This window comes from Streptomyces sp. NPDC041191 (assembly GCF_055591945.1).
In genome coordinates this window covers 133,753-157,248 of sequence record NZ_JBVIZC010000001.1, presented here as the reverse complement: position 1 = coordinate 157,248, position 23,496 = coordinate 133,753, and the positions used below count along the sequence as shown (strand labels likewise).

The window sequence follows — 23,496 nt, the reverse complement described above, 5'->3', positions numbered from 1 at the left end:
GGGATGCGGTACGAGGCGATCACCTGGGACCGGCTGGCGGAGGCGCTCGCCGGGCACGTCGACGCGGCCGTCCCCGGCGACGGCGGCGAGTGGCTCAAGGTCGGCATCGACGGACCGCCCGCCGCTCCCGGCGCCGGACTCGCCGCCGCGCTGGCCGAAGCGCTGCGGGCGCGCGGACGCCCCGTCCACCTGGTGGGCACGGGCGGCTTCCTGCGGCCCGCCTCCCTCCGGTACGAGTACGGCAAACGGGACCCCGACGCGTACTACGGCGGGTGGACCGACACCGGGGCCCTGTGGCGGGAGGTCTTCGGCCCGCTGGAGCCCGGCGGCACCGGCCGGGTGCTGCCCGACCTGTGGGACCCGGTCACGGACCGGGCGACCCGCAGTCCGTACGTCACGCTGCCGCCCGGCGGGGTCCTCGTCCTGCACGGCCCCTTCCTGCTCGGTCACTGGTTCCCCTTCGACCTCACCGTCCACCTGCGGCTCTCGCCCGCCGCCCTCGCCCGGCGCGCCGGTGAGCCCTGGACCCTGCCCGCCTTCGCCCGGTACGAGACGGAGGTCGGGCCGGAGGAGACGGCGGACGTCGTCGTACGCGCCGACGACCCGCGCCGTCCGGCCTGGACGGGACTCGGCCGGGAGGACGAGGGGTGACGGGCGACGGGCCCGCGGGCTTCCGGGGGGAGACCCCCGGAGTCCGGTTCCCGTCCGGGGTCTCCGGGAGCGCGTTCAGCCGTCCGCCGTCCGGACCGGGGGCCTGCCGCCCACGACGGTGACCGCCTCCGCGCCCGCCCCGCACCCGGCTTCCGCCGCCTCCGCCGGACCCGCGCCCGCGAGCCGGGCCGCCAGGAACGCGCCGGTGAACGCGTCGCCCGCGCCCGTCGAGTCCACCGGCCGCACCGGCGCCGCCGCCACCCGCGCGGTGACCGCCCCGCCCTCGGCGACCAGCGCGCCCGCCGCTCCCAGGGTGACCACGACCAGCGGGAAGCGCCGGCTCAACTCCGCCGCCGCGCGCTCCGGATCGGCGCGTCCGGTGAGGACCCGGGCCTCGTCGGCGTTGGGCAGCAGCACCTCGGCGCCTTCCGCGGCCGTCAGGAACCGGTCCGCCCCCAGCGTCGTGAGGAACCCCGCCGAAGCCGGGTCCACGCTCACCGGGACCCCCGCCTCCCGCGCGTCCCGCAGCGCCCGGAGCACCGCCGCCCGGCTCGGCACGGCGAAGAACAGGTAACCCGAGAGGTGCAGTCGGGCCACCCCGTCGAGCAGTCCCGGGGACCAGTCGCCGGGGGAGAGGCGCAGCGCGGCACCGCTGTCGGTGAGGAAGGTGCGCTCGGCCGAGGCGTCCACGAGCGCGACGACGGTGGCCGTCGCCGCCTGCGCGTCCGGGACGAGCAGGGGCCGTACGCCCGCCGCCCGCAGCGCCCGTGCGTGCCAGTCGGCCGCGTCCGCACCCACCCGGCCGAGCAGCCGCACCTCGCCGTGGCCGGAACGCGCCGCCCAGCACGCCGCGTTGGCCCCGGCGCCGCCGGGAAGGGTCCGGATCTCCGCCGCGGTGTCCGTGGCGGGCGCGAGCGGGGTCCGGTGCCGGGCCACGACGTCCGTGACCACGTCCCCGACGACCAGCAGCGCGCCCCCGGGGCGGGTCACCGGCCGTCCGCGCCACGCGCTCCCGCGCCGCCCGGGCCTCCGGCGCCGGGTGTCTCCGCCCCGTACTCCTCACGGCCTCCTGAGCCCGCTCCGCACGACTCCGGACGTCCCGGCCCCGTCCCGTACGGCCCCGTCCCGTACGGCCCTGCCCCGCACGATTCCGCTCCGCACGACTCCGCCCCGTACGCCGCCGCGATCCTCGCCGCGAGCCGTACGTTTCCCCGTATCGCCGCCAGGTTGGCCTCCAGGGACGCCCCCTCCGTGTGCTCCGTCAGGTGGGCGAGGAGGAAGGGTGTCACCGCCTGGCCCGTGATCCTCTTCTCCTTCGCCGCCGCCAGCCCCTCCGCGAGCACCCGGTCGTGCAGCGCGGGGTCCAACTGCTCGCTCTCCGGAACCGGGTTGGCCACGACGAGCGCGGTCCGGAGGCCCTCCAGGCGGTCCTGGGCGCGCATCACCCCCGCCACCTCCTCCGGGGTCCGCAGGGTCCAGTCGACGGGCTCGCCCGAGGAGGAGAGGTAGAAGCCGGGGAAGTGCTCCGTGCCGTACCCGACGACCGTCACCCCCAGCGTCTCCAGGCGCTGGAGCGTCGCGGGCACGTCGAGGATCGACTTGACGCCCGCGCAGACGACGGTGGTGCCGACCCGGGCGAGCAGCCGCAGGTCGGCGGACTCGTCCTGCGTCTCCTCCCACGCGCGGTGCACGCCGCCGAGGCCGCCGGTCGCGAACACCCGGATGCCCGCTGCGTCCGCGAGCCAGGCCGTCGCCGAGACCGTCGTGGCGCCGGTCGCGCCCGTCGCCAGGGCCGGGGCCAGGTCGCGGTGGCCCAGCTTCCGCACCGCAGGGTCCTCGGCGATCCGCATCAGCGAGGCGTCGTCCAGGCCCACCCGGGCCGCGCCGTCCACCACCGCGATCGTGGCGGGGACGGCGCCCGCGCCCCGCACCAGCTCCTCCAGTTCACGGGCCACCGCGAGGTTGCGCGGGCGCGGCAGGCCGTGGGAGACGAGCGTCGATTCCAGCGCGACGACGGGACGGCCCGCGTGGAGCGCCTCCCGTACCTCTTCGGACACGTGTGTGGACATGTTCCCTTCCTTGGCGCGGCTGGCGGCCCCGCAAACCTCGGTGGCGATCTCTTGCCACGCTCCCGGCGCGGACCGCGAAATCCGTGACGGAGCGCTCCGGAGGGCCGCCGGGAACGGCCGCGGCGCCCGCCCGGTGCCGGCCGGAGAGCCGCCGCGAGCTGCGGCGACGCCCGCCGGGCGTCCGGCCGGTGCGGCGGTGCGGATCCAGTCGTCCCCACCGGGTCCGGCATCGTGCCTGGTGGAAGCCGAACCGGAACCATGGCTTCCATGCGGTCCCGGCCCCGGAGGGCGCACGGGCCCCCGCTACAGTCACCGCCCATGACGACACACGAACCGCCCTCCTTCGCCGTGCACATCCCCGACGCGGAGCTCGAAGCGGAGCCGCTCGACCCCGCCCGGATCGTCTCCGGCACGCCCGAGGTGACGGGCAAGGTGCTGTGGGAGTCGGCGGACGGGAAGCAGATCCGCGGCATCTGGCAGATCACGCCCGGCGTCGTCACCGACACCGAGGCCGACGAACTGTTCGTGGTGGTCTCCGGGCGCGCGACCGTCGCCGTCGAGGGCGGCGGGACCCTGGAGGTCGGCCCCGGTGACGCCTGTGTGCTGCGCGAGGGCGACCGGACCACCTGGACCGTCCACGAGACCCTGCGCAAGGCGTACCACATCAGCCTCTGAGGCCGGGCGGGACCGCCGCGCGGAGCCGCCGCCGGGGGCCGCCGCCCCGCCCGTCCGTGGACCCCGCCGGGGGCCGCCCCGCCCGTCCGTGGACCCCGCCGGGGGCCGCCCCGCCCGTCCGTGGACCCCCGCCGGGGGGCCGTACGGCCGTGCATGGACCCCCGTCGAAGGGCCGCCACGCCCGCTCGCGGACCATGGCCGAAAACCCGCCCCCGCCCGCCCGCGGGCCGTGGCGGGACCTCGCCAGGAGTCTGGTAGGAAACCTTCCTGTCCGCTAGCATCCCGGTCGGCGGCCTGGCGCGGCGCCCCGCCCCCGGGGCGTGACGCGCTCAGCGAGAGCTCTGACCCGGCCGCCGGGCACCACCACCGTGTGGCACTCCGCACCGCCACCCGGCCGGTCGTCCGTGCCGGTGGCACACGGCACGGGCGACCGGACGGCGGCACGCGGCACGTCCGTGGTGCTCCCCGCACCCGTGTCCAGCTCTCGCCACCCCCTCAGGTCAGGGAGCCCAGGTATGCGCCTGTACGCCTCCGCACCACCCCGCCGCACCACACAACGGTCCGCCTTCGTCCTCACCGCCGTCCTGATGCTCGTCGGCGGACTCCTCCTCGTCCTCCCCGACCGGGCCGGAGCCGCCGCCGACGCGGTGATCTCCCAGGGCCGGCCGGCCACCGCGTCCTCCGTCGAGGACAGCACCTTCGGCCCGGAGAAGGCGTTCGACGGCGTCTCCACCACCCGCTGGGCCAGCGCCGAGGGCTCCGACCCCCAGTGGATCCGGGTCGACCTCGGCCCCTCGGCCACCGTCTCCCGCGTCAAACTCGTCTGGGAGGCCGCCTACGCCAAGGCGTACCGCGTCGAGATCTCCGCCGACGGCACCACCTGGACCCGCCTCGCCAACGAGACCGCGGGCAACGGCGGTACGGACGACTGGACCGGTCTCACCGGCACCGGCCGCTACCTCCGGGTCTACGGGACCGCCCGCGGCACCTCGTACGGCTACTCCCTCTACACGGTGGAGGTCTACGGCACCACCGGCACCACCACCCCGCCCACCGGGGCCTTCACGGTCGTCGCGGCCGGTGACATCGCCGCCCAGTGCACGGCCTCCAGCAGCTCCTGCGCCCACCCCAAGACCGCCGCGCTCGCCCAGCGGATCGCGCCGTCGTTCTACCTGACCATGGGCGACAGCCAGTACGACGACGCCCGGCTCTCGGACTTCCGCAACTACTACGACAAGACGTGGGGCGCCTTCAAGGCCCAGACCCGGCCCGTGCCCGGCAACCACGAGTCGTACGACCCGGCCGGCGCCTTCGCCGGCTACAAGTCGTACTTCGGCGCCATCGCCTACCCGCAGGGCAAGCCCTACTACAGCTACGACCAGGGCAACTGGCACTTCGTCGCCCTCGACTCCAACTCCTTCGACGACGCCGCGCAGATCCAGTGGCTCAAGGACGACCTCGCGCGGAACACCAAGGGCTGCGTCGCCGCCTACTTCCACCACCCGCTGTACTCCTCCGGCGGGCACGGCAACGACCCCGTCTCCAGGCCCGTGTGGCAGATCCTCTACGGGGCCAAGGCCGACCTGGTGCTCAACGGGCACGACCACCATTACGAGCGCTTCGCCCCGCAGGACCCCGACGGGAAGGCCACCGCGGACGGCATCGTCGAGATCGTCGGCGGCATGGGCGGCGCCGAACCCTACGACATCGAGACCGTCCAGCCGAACAGCCAGAAGCGGATCAGCGGCCAGTACGGCGTCCTGAAGCTGGACCTCACCGACACCACCTACACCTGGCAGTACGTCGGCACCGACAACCAGGTGAAGGACTCCGGCCCGACCTACACCTGCCACTGATGTACCTCGCGACCACAGGTCGCCGCGACGCGCCGTCCCGGCCCTCCGGGGCCCGGCGGCGCGTCTCCGGCACCGTCATCGCCCTGGGTGCGGTCAGCCTGGTCACCGACGTCTCCTCGGAGATGGTGACGGCCGTCCTGCCGCTCTACCTGATCCTCGGACTCGGCCTCTCACCCCTCCAGTTCGGCCTGCTCGACGGGCTGTCCACCGGGGCCACCGCGCTCGTGCGGCTCCTCGGCGGCGCCACCGCCGACCGCGGCGGCCGCCACAAGCAGATCGCCGGACTCGGCTACGCCCTCTCCGCCTGCTCCCGGCTCGGCCTCCTCCTCGCGGGCGGCGCGGCCGGGTGGATCGCCACCTCGATCACCGCCGACCGGCTCGGCAAGGGCGTGCGCACCGCCCCCCGGGACGCGCTCATCACCCTGAACAGCGCACCCGAGGACCTGGGCCGCGCCTTCGGCACGCACCGCGCCATGGACACCGCCGGCGCCCTCCTGGGGCCCCTGGTCGCCGTCGCCCTGCTGTGGGCGACGGCCGAGGCGTACGAGGCGGTCTTCGCCGTCAGCTTCTGCGTCGGGGCGTTCGGCGTCCTGCTGTGGGTGCTCCTCGTCCCCGGCCGGCGGAGCGCCCCCGGACCCGGAGCCGTCCCGGCGACCCCGGGGGTGCCGGGACCCCGGCGCGCGCGGGACGTGCGGGAAGCGCGGGATGAGCAGGACGTGCGGGACACGGCCCCGGCGGCGCCCCGCGCACGGAACGGGTTCTTCGCCGCCCTCGGCTCGCCCGCGTACCGCCGGATCGTGCTCTGCGCCGGCCTCCTCGGCGCCGCCACCATCGGCGACGCCTTCCTCTACCTGCTGCTCCAGCAGCGCCTCGACCTCGACGCGACCTGGTTCCCCTTCCTGCCGCTCGGCGCCGCCGCCGTCTACCTGCTGCTCGCCGTCCCGGCCGGACGCCTCGCCGACCGCTTCGGGCGCCGCGGACCGCTCCTGTACGGCCACGGGGCCCTGCTCCTGGCCTACGGACTGCTCCTGGCCCCCGTGTCCGACACGGTGGCCCTGGCCGGGGTCCTCGGACTGCTCGGGATCTTCTACGCCGCCACCGACGGCGTCCTGATGGCCCTCACCGGGCCGTTCCTCGTCGAAGGCCGGCGGGCCGGCGGCCTCGCCCTCGTCCAGACCGTGCAGGCCCTCGCCCGCGTCGGCGCCGCCGTCGCGTTCGGCGCGGTCTGGACGGCGAGCGGGCAGGAGACGGCGCTCGTGGCGGCGCTCGTCGCCCTCGCGGCCGCCCTGTGCTGCGCCGCCCGCCTGCTGCCCGGCTCCCCGGCCACCGTCCCCACGTCCCCCCGGAAGGACTGACCCATGAGCGCCCCGACCGACGGCCGCCCGTCCACGCGCGCGCGTGTGTGGATCATCGTGCTCGCCCTCGTCCTGCTCGGCGGCGGAGCCACCGCCTACACGCTGCGGGCGGCCTCCGGCCGGACCGGGGCCACCGGGGCCGCCGACCCCGGCTTCGTCCTCACCGGCGGCGCCGGAGCGCTCTACGCCCGGGACACCGCGAGCGGGCGCGTCGCGCGCGTGGCACCCTCCGCGCCCGGCGGCCGGGTGGTCGGCGGCCCGTCCTGCGACCGCTTCCACGCGGCCGGACCCACCGCGCTCTGCCTCCAGCGGCGGCCGGGCGTACCGGCCCGCTCGTACGTCATCGTGCTCGACCGGCAGCTGCGCGAGATCCGCCGCATCGCGCTGCCCGGCATCCCCAGCCGCGCCCGCGTCTCCGCCTCGGGGAACATGCTCTCCTGGACGATGTTCGCGACCGGCGACTCGTACGCCCGCTCGTCCTTCTCCACCCGCACCTCGATCCTCGACCTGCGCACCGGCTACCTGGTGAAGAACATGGAGCTGATCCCGCTCACCCTCGGAGGGCGCCGCCACCACGCCCCCGACGTCAACTACTGGGGCGTCAGCTTCGCCGCCGACGACAACCGTTTCTACGCCACCGTCTCGACGAACGGCCGCACCCATCTCGTCGAGGGGGACATGAAGAACTGGTCGGCCAAGGCCCTGCGGGAGAACGTCGAGTGCCCCTCGCTCTCCCCGGACGGCACCCGGATCGCCTTCAAGAAGCGGGTCTCCGACGGACCGGACGACCCGTGGCGGCTGTACGTGTACGACCTGCGCACCGGCCGCGAGCACGCCGTCGCGGAGCGGCGGGGCATCGACGACCAGGCGCTCTGGACGGACCCGCGGACCCTCGCGTACGGATACGGGGGAGCGGTCTGGTCCGTGCCGGCCGACGGTACGGGCGCTCCCCGGCAGCTGATCGGCGGAGCCTCGTCCCCGGCGGCACCGCGCTGACGGGGGAGGCGGACCGCTTCCGGTGCCGGGTCCGCCCCCGGTGGGCCGGGCCCGTCGGTCTGCCGGGCCCGTCGGTCTGCCGGGCCCGCCGGTCGCCCCGGGCCTGCGGGTGGTCCCGGACCTTCGCGCCGCCCCGGCCCGCCGGTGGCCTCATGCCTTCCGGAAGGTCCCCCGCAGGGCCAGCGCGGCCATCGGCAGCAGCAGGCACGCGGCGATCGCGTTCAGCGGGCCGTAGCCCGCCCGCGAGACGATCAGGCCGGCCGCCAGGCCGCCCACCGCGGCGGCCGTGTTCATGACGAAGTCGGAGAGCCCCTGGACCGCGGCCCGCGCGGCCTGCGGGACCGAGTCCGTGAGGAGCGCCGAGCCGGACACCAGCCCCGCCGACCAGCCCAGACCCAGGACGAAGAGGCCCAGGGCGATCCGGCCGTGGCTCGGCCCCGCCGTGCCCGCGACCAGCGCCGCCGTCCCGATGAGCCCGACCGCGAGCCCGATCACCGACAGCCGGCCCAGCCGGTCGGAGAGCCATCCCATCAGCGGCGAGAAGGCGTACATGCCCGCGATGTGCCCGCTGATGACGAGTCCGATCAGCCGGATGTCCGCGCCGTGGTGGGTGAGCGCCACCGGCGTCATCGACATGATCGACACCATGGCGGTGTGCGAGCCCGCGACGGTGACCAGGGCGAGGCGGGCCCGCGGGGACTCCCGCACCGCCCGCATCCCGGCCCGCAGGGAACGGCCCTCCGCCGCCCCGCCCGGTTCCGTTCCCGGCTCCGCGCCGGCCAGCGCGCGGGCGGTGAGGAGAGGGTCCGGCCGCAGCGCCAGGGCCACCACGGCCGCCGCGACCACGAAGACGCCGGCGGCCCAGACGAAGGGGCCCGCCGCGGCCGGCACGCCCAGGCCCGCGACGCTCCTCCCGGCGGGCGCGGCGATGTTCGGGCCGAGCACCGCCCCGACGGTGGTCGCCCACACCACCGTGGAGATGGCCCGGGCCCGGTGGTCCGGCTCGGCCAGGTCGGCGGCGGCGAACCGGGCCGCCAGGTTGGCCGAGGACCCCGCGCCGAAGCCCACGAGCCCGGTGAGCAGCAGGGCGAAGCTGTCGGTGACCGCACCGAGCACCACGACCCCGGCGCCCAGCGCCCCCAGCAGGTACGCGAGGACGAGTCCCGCCCGGCGTCCCCGTGCGGCCATCAGGGTCGCCAGCGGCATGGCGAGCAGCGCGGGGCCGGTCACCGTCGCCGTCGACGCCAGACCGGCCAGCGCTTCGGTGCCGCCGACCTCCGCGGCCAGGACGGCGGCGAGCGCGACTCCGATGGCGATGCCGAGGCCCCCGAGGATCTGGGTGGCGATCAGCACGGCTTGGACGCGCCGGCGCAGCGCGGGCAGTCCGGCGGCGGTGACGGGAGCGGGGACGGGAAGGGACGTACGGCCGGGCGGGACGGCGGCGGAGGCGTCAGGGGCGTCGGGGGTCTGGATCACTGACGAGAGTGTGCCAGCGGTCCCATCCGAAGGGAACGCCCGCGCGGCCCCCGACCGACCGGCGGGGCTCCCCCTCCCGGCTCCCCGATCCCTCTCGCCCGTGAACTCCGCGCCCCCGGCCCTCCTCGCCCGGGAGCCCCGTGCCTTCGCCCCCGGCCCCCCTCGCGCCCGGGAACCTCGCGCCTTCGCCCCGGGCATTGCTCTCCGGCCCCCGTGCCCCTCCCTCAGAACAACGGCGCCGGCAGCACCCCCTCCAGCTCCAGCAGCCGCCGTTTGGCCTCCGGGCCGCCCCCGAAGCCGCCGAGCCCGCCGCCGCTCTCCACCACCCGGTGGCACGGCACCACCACCGGCAGCGGGTTGGAACCCATCGCCGCCCCCACCGCCTGTGCCGCGCCCGGCTGTCCCACGCGCCTCGCCAGCTCCCCGTACCCGACGACCGTGCCGTACGGGACGCCGGCCGCCAACTCGCGCAGCACCCGCCGGTTGAACCCGGACGTCAGGCTCCAGTCCAGGGGCAGGTCCAGCGCGGCCGGATCACCCGCGAAGTACCGGTCGAACCGGCGCACCGCCTCCGCGAGCGCCCCCTGGACGCGCTCCACCGGCCGCGCCCCGAACCGTTCCGCCAGCCGGTCGAGCATCCGTTCCCGCCGTGCCGCGTCGGCGTGGAACCCGACCCGCACGAGCCCCCGGCCGGTCGCGGCGAGCAGGAGCGGCCCGACGGGGCTTCCGACGACCGTCCACTCCACCGGGACGGCCCGCTCCCCGCCCGCCGGTCCCGCCGCCGGGGCCGCCCCCGGCACCGCTTCGATGTCCATGCGCCCACGGTACGACCCGCCTCCGACAGTCCGGTCGGTCCGGTCTGCCCGGTCGGCCCGGTCGGTCCGGCCGGCCCGGTCCGGAGCGGCTCCCGGGGGGCGAGGACGCGCCACGGGAGCCCCCGGGCCGCCCCGGGGGCTCCCGGCCGTCACGGAGGCCCGCGGACCCGTCCCGCTCCGGTCCCGCCGAAGGAAATTCCCCGGTCACATGGCCGCCGCGTCCCCGGCGCGCCATAATCACGCCCCGGTAGTACTAGCCGACGACACCGACTGTTTTCGGACGACGTCGCACCAGGGGTGGAGGGCACACGCTCATGCAGGGCACGGTCGACGGATTCAGCTACGGGCTCGTCACGCCGGTGGCCGCCTTTCTCATGGCGTGCCTGGGCGGCGCCCTCGGCCTGAGGTGCACGGTCAGATCCCTCCGCCGCCACGACGCCTTCAGGAGGGGCTGGCTCGTCCTCGGCGCCGTCTCGACGGGGACCGGCATCTGGACCATGCACTTCATCGCCATGACGGGCTTCTCGGTCCGGCAGGCGCCGGTCGGCTACGACCGCCCCCTCAGCTTCGCCAGCCTGGGCGTCGCCGTCCTCATGGTCGGCATCGGCCTCCACATCGTCGGATGCCGGGGCGCGACCGTCCTCTCCCTGGTCACCGGCGGCACCGTCACGGGTCTCGGCATCGCCACCATGCACTACCTCGGCATGGCCGGAATGCGACTCCCCGGCCGGGTCGAGTACGACACGGCGACCGTCGCGCTCTCCGTGGTCGTCGCCGTGGTGGCCGCCACCGGGGCCCTCTGGGCGGCCGTCTCCGTGCACGGCTTCCTGGCGGGGCTCGGCGCGAGCCTGGTGATGGGCGGAGCCGTCACCGGCATGCACTACACCGCCATGGCCGCCGTCACCGTCCACCTGCACGGCACCGGGGCCACCGCGACCGCCGCCCCCTCGTCCCTCCTGCCGATGCTGATCGGCCCGGCGGTCTTCCTGGTCCTCGCCGCCGTCGTCCTCATGTTCGACCCGCTGCTCGTGGCGGGCGGCCCCGAGGGGCGGCGGCTCCCGGACCGGGCCGTGCACCGCCCCGGCGTGCCCGCCCCGCGCCGCGTGCCGACCCACTACGGCGACCCCGCCGTCTGGACGGCCGGACCGCCGGGACGACGCCCCGGACGCCGCGCTTCCGTCCGCACCGCGCGCAGGGCCGCGGCCCGGACCGGACACCGCTCCCAGGACTGGTGACGCGCGCCCGGAGGCCGGACGGGAGGCCGACCACCGCCCGAGTGTCGGTGCCGGGTCGTACGGTGGTTGCATGCGGCCCGTTTCCAAGATCGAACGTACGGTGGCGCCCTTCGAGGTCGTCAGCTCCTACCAGCCCAGCGGCGACCAGCCGGCGGCCATCGCCGACCTCGAGCGGCGCATCCGCGCGGGCGAGAAGGACGTCGTGCTCCTCGGCGCCACCGGCACCGGCAAGTCGGCGACCACCGCCTGGATGATCGAGAAGCTCCAGCGCCCCACCCTGGTGATGGCGCCGAACAAGACGCTGGCCGCCCAGCTGGCCAACGAGTTCCGCGAACTCCTTCCGAACAACGCCGTCGAGTACTTCGTCTCGTACTACGACTACTACCAGCCCGAGGCGTACGTCCCGCAGTCGGACACCTACATCGAGAAGGACTCCTCCATCAACGAGGAGGTGGAGCGGCTCCGCCACTCCGCGACGAACTCCCTGCTCACCCGCAGGGACGTCATCGTCGTCGCCTCCGTCTCCTGCATCTACGGCCTCGGCACGCCCCAGGAGTACGTGGACCGGATGGTCCCGCTCAAGGTCGGCGAGGAGATCGACCGGGACCGGCTCCTCCGCCGTTTCGTGGACATCCAGTACACCCGGAACGACCTGGCGTTCACCCGGGGCACCTTCCGGGTCCGGGGCGACACCATCGAGATCTTCCCGGTGTACGAGGAGCTCGCCGTCCGCATCGAGATGTTCGGCGACGAGATCGAGGCGCTCTCCACCCTCCACCCGCTCACCGGCGAGGTCATCAGCGAGGACGACCACCTGTACGTCTTCCCCGCCAGCCACTACGTCGCCGGCCCCGAGCGCATGGAGCGGGCGGTCAACGACATCGAACGGGAGCTGGAGGGCCGCCTCGCCGAGCTGGACAGGCAGGGCAAGCACCTGGAGTCCCAGCGCCTGCGCATGCGCACCACGTACGACATCGAGATGATGCGCCAGATCGGTTCCTGCTCCGGCATCGAGAACTACTCGATGCACTTCGACGGCCGCGAGCCGGGCTCCGCGCCCAACACCCTCCTCGACTACTTCCCCGAGGACTTCCTGCTCGTCATCGACGAGTCGCACGTCACCGTGCCGCAGATCGGCGCCATGTACGAGGGCGACGCCTCCCGCAAGCGGACCCTGGTGGACCACGGCTTCCGGCTCCCGTCCGCCCTCGACAACCGTCCGCTGAAGTGGGAGGAGTTCCAGGAGCGGATCGGCCAGACCGTCTACCTCTCCGCGACCCCCGGGGCGTACGAACTCTCGCGCGGCGACGGCTTCGTCGAGCAGATCATCCGCCCCACCGGCCTGGTCGACCCGGAGGTCGTCGTCAAGCCCACCGAGGGCCAGATCGACGACCTGGTCCACGAGATCCGGCTGCGCACCGAGCGCGACGAGCGGGTCCTCGTCACCACCCTCACCAAGAAGATGGCCGAGGACCTCACGGACTACTTCCTGGAGCTCGGCATCCAGGTGCGCTACCTGCACAGCGACGTCGACACCCTGCGCCGCATCGAGCTGCTGCGCGAGCTGCGCGCCGGCGAGTACGACGTCCTGGTCGGCATCAACCTCCTCCGGGAGGGCCTGGACCTCCCGGAGGTGTCCCTCGTCGCCATCCTCGACGCCGACAAGCAGGGCTTCCTGCGCTCCGGGACCTCCCTGATCCAGACCATCGGCCGTGCCGCCCGCAACGTCTCGGGCCAGGTCCACATGTACGCGGACCGGATCACCCCGGCGATGGAGCAGGCCATCGACGAGACCAACCGGCGCCGCGAGAAGCAGATCGCGTACAACACGGAGCACGGCATCGACCCGCAGCCGCTCCGCAAGAAGATCAACGACATCGTCGCGACCATCGCGCGCGAGGAGATCGACACCGAGGAGCTGCTCGGCACCGGCTACCGCCAGGCCAAGGAGGGCAAGGGCGCCAAGGCCCCCGTCCCGGCGCTCGCCGCGCACGGCCCCAAGGGCAGGGGCAAGGCCGGCTCGACGGTCGAACTGGGGGACCGGCCCGCCACCGAGCTGGCCGCGATCATCGAGGAGATGACCGACCGGATGCGCGCCGCCGCCGCCGAGCTGCAGTTCGAGGTGGCGGCCCGGCTCCGCGACGAGGTGGGGGAGCTGAAGAAGGAGCTGCGCCAGATGAAGGAGGCGGGGCTCGCCTGACCGGAGGGGCGGTCCGGTGTGTTGCAAGACCGACACGAAACCGGACCGCCCCTCCGCGGTGCCGGTGACCCTGCGTAGGGTGCTGACCAACCGCGCGCGTCGGACAGCGGACGCGGGGGAACGCAACGAGAGGGGCAAGCGCGTGACCGTGAACATGACCAAGGGTCAGGCCATCAGCCTGGAGAAGAAGGGCGGGGGCAGCCTCACCCAGGTACGGATGGGCCTCGGCTGGCAGGCGGCGCCGCGTCGCGGTCTGTTCGGCTCGCGCACCCGTGAGATCGACCTGGACGCCTCGGCCGTCCTCTTCGCCGACAAGCAGCCGGTCGACGTGGTCTTCTTCCGGCACCTGGTCAGCGACGACGGCTCGGTCAAGCACACCGGCGACAACCTGGTGGGCGGTGCCGGACAGGGCGGCGACGACGAGGCGATCCTCGTGGACCTGGAGCGGGTGCCGGTCCACATCGACCAGATCGTCTTCACGGTGAACTCCTTCACCGGCCAGACGTTCCAGGAGGTGCAGAACGCCTTCTGCCGGATCGTCGACGAGACGAACGGGCAGGAGCTCGCGCGCTACACCCTCGACGGCGGCGGCAACTACACCGCGCAGATCATGGCGAAGGTGCACCGCTCCGGCTCCGGCTGGCAGATGACCGCCCTGGGCAACCCGGCCAACGGCCGCACCTTCCAGGACCTGATGCCGGCGATCCTGCCGCACCTGTAGACGGCCCGCGCACCCCGCACCCACAGCTCCCGGCGGCAGCGGTCGCCGGGAGCTGTCCCGCGTGAACCGCGCGGGAACCGCACGACCCGCCCGGCCCGCGGCCGGGGCGGGCGCGAACGATCCGTTGAACCACGCCGGGAAACTCCGCACCGGAGAACGCTGAGGGGACAGAGTCGATGACGGCCGAGCTGGTCCGGGGACAGAACCACCCCCTGCCCGACACCCGACTGGAGATCCTGGTGTCGGCCGGTCACCCGGTCCTCGCCGTGGCCACCCTCGGCGACGAGGAGGGCAGGATCCCCGGAGCGGAGTGGATCGCCCACCCGGGCGCGCCCTCGCTCCCCGGGATCGACGTCCCCGGGGCGGCCGCCGCCGCCCACCGGATCGCTGTCGCCCTGGACGCGGTCCCCGGGGCCGTCCACCGCGTCTCGGTCGTCCTGGCGCTGACCGGGCACGGCGCGGACCGCTTCGGAGCCGTCGCCGCCCCCTCCGTCGCCGTGAACGGTCCCGACGGCACCGGGATCGCCGGTTACACCGTCACCGGGCTCACCAGCGAGACCGCCGTCGTCGCCCTGGAGCTGTATCGCCGCCGGGACGCCTGGAAGGTCCGCGCCATGGGCCAGGGGTACGAGGGCGGTCTCGCCGCCCTCCTCGGCGACCAGGGCCTGGAACGCCCCGCCGACGCGGCCGCGACGATCCTGGCGGCGGCCGCCACGGCTCCGGCCCCCTCGGCGAGCGCCCCGCGTCCACGCGCCCCGGAGCCGGAGCGGGTGCCCCGCGCGACGCTCCCGGCCGACCCGGCCGTCCCGCCGCCCGCGCCCTCCTCCGCCCCGGACCCCGCGCCCCCGGCCGCCCCGCCCGTTCCGGCCCCGTCCGGCCCCGCCCCGGACGCGCGGGCCGCCGGCGGTCCCATCGACTACTCCCACCCCCGCCGCCGGCCCGCCGCCGCGCCGGAGCCGCCGCCGCAGGCCCCGCCCGTCCCGGTCGCCGGGGACGCCTCCGGCTGGTCCATGGACGAGCGCCTGTACAACCAGGTGTGGGGGATGTTCGAGGACCTGGCCCGTACCGCCGCCGCCTACCGCGGCGCCTGCGACTTCGCGGAGAACCGGCTCGACCGCGAGCTCGACCAGACGCTCTCCGACTACCGCTCCCGGACCGGGAGCGCGAACGACGCCGCCCGGGCCGCCGCCCGCGCCCGGCACGACGAACTCGTGGAGCGGGCCCGTGCGGTCCTGGACCGGGACCTCGCCCAGCTCGCGGCCGAGGCCGAGGTCGTCGAACCGGCCCTCCCGGTCGCCTACGCCCGCTGGGACAGCCCCGCCTGGCACGCCTATCGCGTTCCGGACGGGGAGCCGATGGCCGTCCGTCTCGGCGACCTCCATCTGCCCGAGCGGACCGACCTGCGGATTCCCATGCTCGTCCGGCTCCCGCTGGAACGCGGGCTGTGGGTGGACAGCGGCCGCGGCCACTCCGAGGCGGCCGGTCTCCTCGACGAGGCCGAACTGCGCCGGCTCGCCCTCGACAGCGCGGTCGCTCACGCGGCCCGGCTGCTCGCGGCGCACCCGGCGGGCGGCTTCGCCGTCCACGTCCTGGACGCCGCCGGGGCGGGTGCCGCGTCGCTCGCGCCGCTCGTGGAGTCGGGCGTCCTCGCCGCGCCGCCCGCCCGGGGCGCGGCCGGGGTCTCGGCGGTCCTGGAACAGCTCACCGAGCGGGTCGACCTGCTTCAGATGGCGCTGCGGGGCGGGATGCCCGACGCGCTGCCGCCCGGTCTGGACACGGCCCGGCACCTGCTGGTCGTGCACGACTTCCCGCACGGCTTCGACGACCGGGCGGTCACCCGGCTCCGGTACCTCGCCGACGAGGGCCCCTCGGTCGGCGTCCATCTGCTGGTGGTGGCGGACCGGGAGGACGCGGCCGCGTACGGGCCGCTGCTCGACCCGCTGTGGCGCTCGCTGCTGAGGCTGACGCCCGTCCCCGACGACCACCTCGCCGACCCGTGGGTGGGGCACGCCTGGTCGTACGAGCCTCCGGTCGTCCCGCCGGGCAGCGGGATCCTCCGGCAGGTCCTCGCCCAGGTGGCGGCCGACCGTCATGGAAAGCGGCCCTGACCTGCGGTCTTGGCGTTCCTTTACCTTTCTCTTTACCTTTCCTTGGGTTTTCGGGTACCGTTCTTCGTGCGGAGGGGAGTACTCCCCAAGCGCGGCGTACCCGTCAATACGGACGGATCATCATCGATCCGATCCCGGGGCGTCGGCCCGGTGGCCCGTCCGCCGTCCGGGTGGAAGAGACCTCCGGCAGCGACGACGCTGATCAGTAGCCGTACGACGCCGGAGGCGCAATGGACGTTTCGACGACCCTGTGGGTCCTGACCATTCTCGGTCTGGGTGCCCTGATCGGAGCCGACTTCCTCATCGGGCGCAAGCCCCATGACGTGTCGGTCAAGGAAGCCGGTGTCTGGACCGTCGTCTGGATCGTGCTCGCCGCGCTCTTCGGCCTCGGGCTGCTGCTCTTCGGCAGCGGCCAGGCGGCCGGGGAGTTCTTCGCCGGCTACGTCACCGAGAAGTCGCTCAGCGTCGACAACCTCTTCGTCTTCGTCCTGATCATGGCGAAGTTCTCGGTCCCCTCGCACCTCCAGCAGCGCGTACTGCTCGTGGGCGTGCTGATCGCCCTGGTGCTCCGGGCGATCTTCATCGCGGCCGGCGCCGCGATCATCGCGAGCTTCTCCTGGGTCTTCTACCTCTTCGGCGCGTTCCTGATCTACACCGCCTGGAAGCTCATCCAGGAGGCGCGTTCCGACGAGGAGGAGGACGAGTTCGAGGAGAACCGTCTGCTCAAGAGCGTGGAGAAGAAGTTCGGCGTCGCCGACCGGTACCACGGCACCAAGCTCTTCATCCGTGCCAATGGCAAGCGGGTGCTGACCCCGCTGATGGTGGTCATGCTGGCCATCGGCACCACCGACGTCCTCTTCGCCCTCGACTCCATCCCGGCGATCTTCGGTCTCACCCAGGACCCGTACATCGTCTTCACCGCCAACGCCTTCGCCCTCATGGGTCTGCGGCAGCTGTACTTCCTGATCGGCGGCCTGCTCAAGAAGCTGGTCCACCTCAGCTACGGCCTGTCGGTGATCCTCGGCTTCATCGGCGTCAAGCTGGTGCTGCACGCCCTGCACGAGTCCGGGGTCCACGTCCCGGAGATCTCCATCCCGGTCTCGCTCGCGGTCATCTGCGGTGTTCTGGTCATCACCACGATCACCAGCCTGATCGCCTCCAAGCGGCAGGCGGAGCGGGACGCGGCCGAGAGCGTGGCCGACGCCGACGGTGCCGAGAAGGACAGCATCGACGCCTGACGCGGCATCCACGGCGGCGGCCGGCCCGGGACCCCCTCCCCGGCCGGCCGCCGCGCGTTTCCCGTGGACCCCGTCAGGCGGGCACGGCGGCCTCCTCCGCCCCGGCCCTCGACGGCAGGGTCTCCGGCAGCAGCGCGAAGCAGCCCAGACTGACGAGGGCCACCAGGGTCAGATAGGCCGCCACGCCCCACGGCGGACCGGAACCGCCGGAGAGCGCGGTGGCGACGACCGGGGTCAGGGCGCCGCCCAGGACACCTCCGAGGTTGTAGCCGACGGCCGCGCCCGTACAGCGCACCCGGGGTTCGTACAGTTCCGGGAGGTACGCGGCGACCACCGCGAACACCGTGATGAAGGCCAGCAGTGCCCCCAGGAAGCCCAGGAACATCAGCGCGGGCCGGGCGGAGTGCACCAGGACCACCAGCGGGAACATCCAGAGGGCACAGGCCGCGCACCCGGCCAGGCAGAGCGTCCGGCGGCCCCAGCGGTCGGCGAGGAGCGCCACGAACGGGGTGGCCGCGCCCATGAGCGCCACCGCCGCCATGACGCAGCCGAGCATCGCCGCGCTGCTCACCCCGAGCCGTTCGGTGCCGTAGGCCAGGGACCAGGTGGAGACCGCGTAGAAGACGGCGTACCCGGCCGCGAGGGCCCCCGCCGTCAGCAGCACGAGCCGCCCGTGCTCCCGGACGACCTCGACCAGCGGGGCGCCCGCCCGCCGCCCGGACGCGGACAGCTCCTCGAACTGCGGGGTCTCGGCCAGCGAGGAGCGCAGCAGCAGCCCGCCCGCCGCGAGCAGTCCCGCCGCCCAGAACGGCACCCGCCACCCCCAGGAACGGAACTCCGCGTCGCTCAGCCCGGTCGTGAGCGCCAGCATCACCCCGTTCGCCAGGAGGAAGCCGACCGCCGGGCCGATCTGCGGGAAGCTCGCCCACAGCGCGCGCCGGTGGGCGGGGGCGTGTTCGGCGGTGAGCAGCACCGCCCCGCCCCACTCGCCGCCCAGGCCGAGCCCCTGCAGGAAGCGGAGGACGAGCAGCAGCACGGGGGCGGCGACGCCGAGCGTGGCGTACGAGGGGACGCAGCCGACCGCGACCGTGGCGCAGCCGGTCAGGAGCAGCGAGGCGAAGAGGACCGGGCGTCTGCCGTACCGGTCGCCGACGTGGCCGAAGAGGACCGAGCCGAGCGGCCGGGCCACGAATCCGACGGCGAAGGTGCCGAAGGCCGCCAGGGTCCCGGCGAGCGGGGAGAAGGCGGGGAAGAAGAGCGGCCCCAGGACGAGGGCGGCGGCGGTCCCGTAGACGTAGAAGTCGAAGAACTCGACGGCGGTGCCGACGAGGGAGGCGCCGGCGAGCCGGACCATCGAGGGAGGGGGCGGTGGCGGCGGGGGAGACGGAGGCGAAGAGGGGTGCGACGGAGAGTGACGGCGGTGCATGCCGCAGCCCTACCCGGCGGTCACCCCGGCTACGGGGGCGTGCGGGAGCGCGCCGCTGTTCGGTCGCGCGCCCCGCGTCCGCCGGTGGATCACCAGCCGCGCTCGCGCCACTCCGGGAGACGGGGACGCTCGTCACCGAGCGTGGTGTCCCCGCCGTGGCCCGGATAGATCCAGGACTCGTCCGGGAGGACCGCGAAGAGCTTGGTCTCGACGTCGTGGAGCAGGCTCGCGAACGCCTTCGGGTCCTTGTGGGTGTTGCCCACGCCGCCGGGGAAGAGGCAGTCGCCGGTGAAGACGTGGGGATGGCCGTGCGGGTCGTCGTAGACGAGGACGATCGAGCCCGGGGTGTGCCCGACAAGCCGGCGCGCGGTCAGTTCGACCCGGCCCACCCGCAGCGTGTCGCCGTCCTCGACGGGCACGTCGGTCGGGACCGGGATGCCCTCGGCGTCGTACGCGCCCGCGTAGGTGCGCGCGCCGGTCGCGGCGACCACCTCGGCCAGGGCCTGCCAGTGGTCGCCGTGCCGGTGGGTGGTGACGACGCCGGTGACGCCGTCGTCCCCGATCAGCGTGAGCAGGGTCCCGGCGTCGGCGGCCGCGTCGATCAGCAGCTGCTCGCCGGTCGCGCGGCAGCGCAGGAGGTACGCGTTGTTGTCCATCGGGCCGACCGCGACCTTCGAGATCATCAGGTCCGTCAGTTCGTGCACGTCCGCCGGGCCGCCGACCCTCACCGCTCCGCTGTACGTCATGCGCTCAGCCTATAGCGGGGGGAGGGAGGGGAGTCCGTCGCCGGAGAGCACGGTGAGGCGGGCGCCCTTGTCGCCGCGGCCGGACAGCCAGCCGAGCAGCTCGGGGCCGGTGCCCGCCAGGACCACGGGGGTGCCTTCGCCGCCGCCGGTCCGCCAGGTGGTGGCGCCGGACGCGTCGTGGCCGAGGCGGAGCGTCACCGGGGGGACCTCCCGGCGGCCCGCCCAGCGGTCGGCCAGGAACGCGGTCTCCCGCAGGACGAACTCCTCCGGCAGGTCCTCCAGCTCGTAGCCGGCGCCCAGGTCGACGTGGTGCAGGTCCACCTCGGCCCAGCGGCGGAAGGGGACCCGGGCGGCGCTGTCGGTGACGCCGTTGCGCAGCTCGACCGTCCGGCCCCAGTCGGCGGGCTCCTCGCAGACGGCCCGCAGCCGGTCGGCGCTCTCGCGCACGTCGGCGAGCTGGACGTCGAGCGGCCGGCCGGCGTCGCGCTCGATGTCGGCGTCGCGGGTCGCGGCGTCCGGGTACATGGGACGCCCCCGGAGGACGTTCACCAGGGCGTCGGCGTTGCGGGCGACGTGCGCGAGGACGTGGCCGCGGGTCCAGCCGGGGAGCCGTGACGGCTCGGCCGTCGCGGCGTTGTCCCAGGAGGCGGCCGTGGCCAGGAGGCGGTCGGTCGCCTCGTACAGGGAAACGAGATCACGCTCGTGGTCGATCATGGCGCCGACCTTAGCGAGCGCCCGCCGGGCCGGACCACTCGTTCGGGTGAAGAGGTCGGCGGAGCGCCGGAAATCGAATGTACGTGCTATAGGCTCGATGGAAGCATCCGTCCTCCTCGGTTGTTGGCATGGAGGCACATCCGCTCTCTCAAGAAAGGTGCGGACCGGCGTGGCCGACCGTCTCATCGTCCGTGGCGCTCGCGAGCACAATCTCAAGAACGTCTCCCTCGACCTCCCGCGTGACTCCCTCATCGTCTTCACCGGGCTGTCGGGGTCGGGCAAGTCCTCCCTCGCGTTCGACACGATCTTCGCCGAGGGGCAGCGCCGGTACGTCGAGTCGCTCTCCTCGTACGCCCGGCAGTTCCTCGGCCAGATGGACAAGCCGGACGTCGACTTCATCGAAGGTCTGTCGCCCGCCGTCTCCATCGACCAGAAGTCGACCTCGCGCAACCCGCGCTCGACGGTCGGCACCATCACGGAGGTCTACGACTACCTCCGCCTGCTCTTCGCGCGCATCGGCAAGCCGCACTGCCCCGAGTGCCGGCGCCCCATCTCGCGCCAGTCGCCGCAGGCCATCGTCGACAGGGTCCTGGAGCTCCCCGAGGGCAGCCGCTTCCAGGTGCTCTCCCCGCTCGTGCGCGAGCGCAAGGGCGAGTTCGTGGACCTCTTCGCCGACCTCCAGACCAAGGGCTACAGCCGCGCCCGGGTCGACGGCGCGACCGTGCAGCTCAGCGAGCCGCCGACGCTGAAGAAGCAGGAGAAGCACACCATCGAGGTGGTCGTCGACCGCCTCACGGTGAAGGACGGTGCCAAGCGCCGGCTCACCGACTCCGTCGAGACCGCGCTCGGCCTCTCCGGCGGCATGGTCGTGCTCGACTTCGTCGACCTTCCCGAGGACGACCCCGAGCGCGAGCGGATGTACTCGGAGCACCTCTACTGCCCCTACGACGACCTCTCCTTCGAGGAGCTGGAGCCGCGCTCCTTCTCCTTCAACTCGCCCTTCGGCGCCTGCCCCGACTGCACCGGCATCGGCACCCGCATGGAGGTCGACCCCGAGCTGGTCGTCCCCGACGAGGACAAGTCCCTCGACGAGGGCGCCATCCACCCCTGGTCGCACGGCCACACCAAGGAGTACTTCGGCCGGCTCATCGGCGGCCTCTCCCAGGCCCTCGGGTTCCGGACGGACATCCCCTACGCGGGGCTGCCGCAGCGGGCCAAGAAGGCCCTGATGCACGGCCACAAGACCCAGGTCGAGGTCCGCTACCGGAACCGGTACGGGCGGGAGCGGGCGTACACCACGCCGGCCTTCGAGGGCGCCGTCCCCTTCGTCAAGCGGCGCCACACCGAGGCCGAGAGCGACTCCAGCCGCGAGCGCTTCGAGGGCTACATGCGCGAGGTGCCCTGCCCCACGTGCCGGGGCACCCGGCTGAAGCCGATCGTCCTCGCGGTCACGGTCATGGACAAGTCCATCGCCGAGGTCTCGGCGATGTCCATCAGCGACTGCGCCGAGTTCCTGGCCCGCCTCACCCTCAACGACCGCGACAAGAAGATCGCCGAGCGGGTCCTCAAGGAGGTCAACGAGCGGCTGCGGTTCCTCGTGGACGTCGGCCTCGACTACCTCTCGCTCAACCGGGCCGCCGGCACGCTCTCCGGCGGCGAGGCGCAGCGCATCCGGCTCGCCACCCAGATCGGCTCCGGCCTGGTCGGCGTGCTGTACGTGCTGGACGAGCCCTCCATCGGCCTGCACCAGCGCGACAACCACCGGCTGATCGAGACCCTGGTGCGGCTCCGGGACATGGGCAACACGCTCATCGTGGTCGAGCACGACGAGGACACCATCAAGGTGGCGGACTGGGTCGTGGACATCGGCCCCGGCGCGGGCGAGCACGGCGGCAAGGTCGTCCACTCCGGTTCCCTGAAGGAGCTCCTCGACAACGAGGACTCGATGACCGGGCAGTACCTGTCCGGCCGCCGGGCGATCGCCACCCCGGACGCCCGCAGGCCGGTGGACCCCTCGCGCAGCCTCACCGTGCGCGGGGCCAAGGAGAACAACCTGCGGGACATCGACGTCTCCTTCCCGCTGGGCGTCCTCACCGCCGTCACCGGCGTCTCCGGCTCCGGCAAGTCGACCCTGGTCAACGACATCCTCTACACCCACCTGGCGCGCGAGCTGAACGGCGCCAAGTCGGTGCCCGGACGGCACACGCGCGTGGAGGGCGACGACCTCGTGGACAAAGTCGTGCACGTCGACCAGTCCCCGATCGGCCGCACCCCCCGGTCGAACCCGGCGACCTACACCGGCGTCTTCGACCACGTCCGCAGGCTCTTCGCCGAGACGATGGAGGCCAAGGTCCGGGGCTACCTGCCCGGCCGCTTCTCCTTCAACGTCAAGGGCGGCCGCTGCGAGAACTGCTCCGGCGACGGCACGATCAAGATCGAGATGAACTTCCTCCCGGACGTCTACGTCCCGTGCGAGGTCTGCCACGGCGACCGGTACAACCGGGAGACCCTGGAGGTCCACTACAAGGGCAAGTCCATCGCCGAGGTCCTGAACATGCCGATCGAGGAGGCCCTCGACTTCTTCGAGGCCGTCCCGACGATCGCCCGTCACCTGCGCACCCTCAACGAGGTCGGACTGGGCTACGTCCGCCTCGGCCAGTCGGCGCCGACGCTCTCCGGCGGTGAGGCGCAGCGCGTGAAGCTCGCCTCCGAGCTCCAGAAGCGTTCGACCGGCCGCACGGTCTACGTCCTGGACGAGCCGACCACCGGTCTGCACTTCGAGGACATCTCGAAGCTGATCAAGGTCCTCTCCGGCCTGGTCGACAAGGGCAACTCGGTGATCGTCATCGAGCACAACCTCGACGTGATCAAGACGGCGGACTGGGTCGTCGACATGGGCCCCGAAGGTGGCAGCGGCGGCGGTCTGGTGGTCGCCGAGGGCACTCCGGAGCAGGTCGCCTCGGTCCCGGCGAGCCACACCGGCAAGTTCCTCCGCGAGATCCTCGACGCCGACCGGGTCAGCGACGCGGGCGCGGCGGTGCCGGCGGCACGCGGGACGAAGAAGGCGGCGGCGAAGAGGACGGCGCCGAAGAAGGCGGCCGCCGAGGCCACCGCCACCGAGGCCGCGGCCCCCGCGAAGAGGACGGCCGCGAAGAAGACGGCCGCCACCAAGGCGGCCCCGGCCAAGAAGGCGACCCGCGGCTCCAAGGCCTGAC

17 protein-coding genes and 1 pseudogene are annotated in these 23,496 nt (G+C 73.9%); 11 read left to right on the top strand and 7 right to left on the bottom strand.

Annotation, left to right across the window (positions count from 1 at the left end; all coding sequences use genetic code 11):
* Window positions 1–3: 3 nt before the first annotated feature.
* Window positions 4–651, top strand: a complete 648-nt coding sequence (locus ACZ6AQ_RS00710) for a nucleoside/nucleotide kinase family protein (protein WP_468756445.1) — start codon at window positions 4–6, stop codon at window positions 649–651.
* A 75-nt stretch (window positions 652–726) separates the two neighbouring features.
* On the opposite strand, the gene ACZ6AQ_RS00705 is transcribed toward ACZ6AQ_RS00710, so the two are convergent.
* Window positions 727–1,641 (bottom strand): carbohydrate kinase family protein, encoded by a 915-nt coding sequence (locus tag ACZ6AQ_RS00705; protein WP_468756444.1) that lies wholly within the window; start codon window positions 1,639–1,641, stop codon window positions 727–729.
* Window positions 1,642–1,823: 182 nt separating this feature from the next.
* Window positions 1,824–2,720 (bottom strand): annotated as a pseudogene (locus tag ACZ6AQ_RS00700) (pseudouridine-5'-phosphate glycosidase); the annotation flags it as partial.
* Between the two features lie 318 nt (window positions 2,721–3,038).
* Between ACZ6AQ_RS00700 and ACZ6AQ_RS00695 the strand changes: the two are divergent.
* From ACZ6AQ_RS00695 to ACZ6AQ_RS00680, 4 genes are all read left to right on the top strand, one after another.
* Window positions 3,039–3,395, top strand: a complete 357-nt coding sequence (locus ACZ6AQ_RS00695) for a cupin domain-containing protein (protein ID WP_388691686.1) — start codon at window positions 3,039–3,041, stop codon at window positions 3,393–3,395.
* Between the two features lie 515 nt (window positions 3,396–3,910).
* Entirely contained in the window at window positions 3,911–5,251 is a 1,341-nt protein-coding gene (locus ACZ6AQ_RS00690; RefSeq protein WP_468756442.1) for a discoidin domain-containing protein, read from the top strand.
* Complete coding sequence (locus tag ACZ6AQ_RS00685; RefSeq protein ID WP_468756440.1) at window positions 5,251–6,606, top strand: MFS transporter; 1,356 nt, start codon at window positions 5,251–5,253, stop codon at window positions 6,604–6,606. Before ACZ6AQ_RS00690 ends, ACZ6AQ_RS00685 begins: the two co-directional genes overlap by 1 nt.
* A 3-nt stretch (window positions 6,607–6,609) precedes the next feature.
* A complete protein-coding gene (locus ACZ6AQ_RS00680; RefSeq protein WP_468756438.1) occupies window positions 6,610–7,602 on the top strand; it encodes a TolB-like translocation protein in 993 nt (330 codons plus the stop codon).
* A gap of 150 nt (window positions 7,603–7,752) precedes the next feature.
* On the opposite strand, the gene ACZ6AQ_RS00675 is transcribed toward ACZ6AQ_RS00680, so the two are convergent.
* Window positions 7,753–9,078 carry an MFS transporter gene (locus ACZ6AQ_RS00675; protein WP_468756436.1) on the bottom strand — a complete coding sequence of 442 codons (1,326 nt, stop codon included), beginning with the start codon at window positions 9,076–9,078 and terminating at the stop codon, window positions 7,753–7,755.
* A gap of 224 nt (window positions 9,079–9,302) precedes the next feature.
* Window positions 9,303–9,893, bottom strand: coding sequence for a methylated-DNA--[protein]-cysteine S-methyltransferase (locus ACZ6AQ_RS00670; RefSeq protein ID WP_468756435.1), 591 nt, complete (start codon window positions 9,891–9,893; stop codon window positions 9,303–9,305).
* A 314-nt stretch (window positions 9,894–10,207) separates the two neighbouring features.
* Here ACZ6AQ_RS00670 and ACZ6AQ_RS00665 point away from each other — a divergent pair, with 314 nt between their 5' ends.
* From ACZ6AQ_RS00665 to ACZ6AQ_RS00645, 5 genes are all read left to right on the top strand, one after another.
* Window positions 10,208–11,128: an MHYT domain-containing protein gene (locus ACZ6AQ_RS00665; RefSeq protein WP_468756433.1), complete on the top strand. Its 921-nt coding sequence runs from the start codon at window positions 10,208–10,210 to the stop codon at window positions 11,126–11,128.
* Between the two features lie 70 nt (window positions 11,129–11,198).
* Window positions 11,199–13,328, top strand: a complete 2,130-nt coding sequence (gene uvrB, locus ACZ6AQ_RS00660; RefSeq protein WP_468756431.1) for an excinuclease ABC subunit UvrB — start codon at window positions 11,199–11,201, stop codon at window positions 13,326–13,328.
* Between the two features lie 142 nt (window positions 13,329–13,470).
* The gene (locus tag ACZ6AQ_RS00655) at window positions 13,471–14,049 is read left to right on the top strand and encodes a TerD family protein (protein ID WP_388691703.1); all 579 of its coding nucleotides are present in this window, start codon (window positions 13,471–13,473) and stop codon (window positions 14,047–14,049) included.
* Between the two features lie 176 nt (window positions 14,050–14,225).
* Complete coding sequence (locus ACZ6AQ_RS00650) at window positions 14,226–16,157, top strand: TerD family protein (RefSeq protein ID WP_468756429.1); 1,932 nt, start codon at window positions 14,226–14,228, stop codon at window positions 16,155–16,157.
* Between the two features lie 230 nt (window positions 16,158–16,387).
* Window positions 16,388–17,395: a TerC/Alx family metal homeostasis membrane protein gene (locus ACZ6AQ_RS00645; RefSeq protein WP_468756427.1), complete on the top strand. Its 1,008-nt coding sequence runs from the start codon at window positions 16,388–16,390 to the stop codon at window positions 17,393–17,395.
* 73 nt (window positions 17,396–17,468) lie between these two features.
* Here ACZ6AQ_RS00645 and ACZ6AQ_RS00640 read toward each other — a convergent pair whose 3' ends face one another.
* From ACZ6AQ_RS00640 to ACZ6AQ_RS00630, 3 genes are all read right to left on the bottom strand, one after another.
* Complete coding sequence (locus ACZ6AQ_RS00640) at window positions 17,469–18,749, bottom strand: MFS transporter (RefSeq protein WP_468756425.1); 1,281 nt, start codon at window positions 18,747–18,749, stop codon at window positions 17,469–17,471.
* A 161-nt stretch (window positions 18,750–18,910) separates the two neighbouring features.
* A complete protein-coding gene (locus ACZ6AQ_RS00635; RefSeq protein ID WP_468756423.1) occupies window positions 18,911–19,567 on the bottom strand; it encodes an MBL fold metallo-hydrolase in 657 nt (218 codons plus the stop codon).
* Window positions 19,568–19,576: 9 nt separating this feature from the next.
* On the bottom strand, window positions 19,577–20,281 hold the full coding sequence (locus tag ACZ6AQ_RS00630) for a maleylpyruvate isomerase family mycothiol-dependent enzyme (protein WP_468756421.1): 705 nt from the start codon (window positions 20,279–20,281) through the stop codon (window positions 19,577–19,579).
* Between the two features lie 169 nt (window positions 20,282–20,450).
* On the opposite strand from ACZ6AQ_RS00630, the gene uvrA reads away from it, so the two are divergent.
* On the top strand, window positions 20,451–23,495 hold the full coding sequence (uvrA, locus tag ACZ6AQ_RS00625; protein ID WP_468756419.1) for an excinuclease ABC subunit UvrA: 3,045 nt from the start codon (window positions 20,451–20,453) through the stop codon (window positions 23,493–23,495).
* The last annotated feature ends 1 nt before the right edge of the window (window position 23,496 follow it).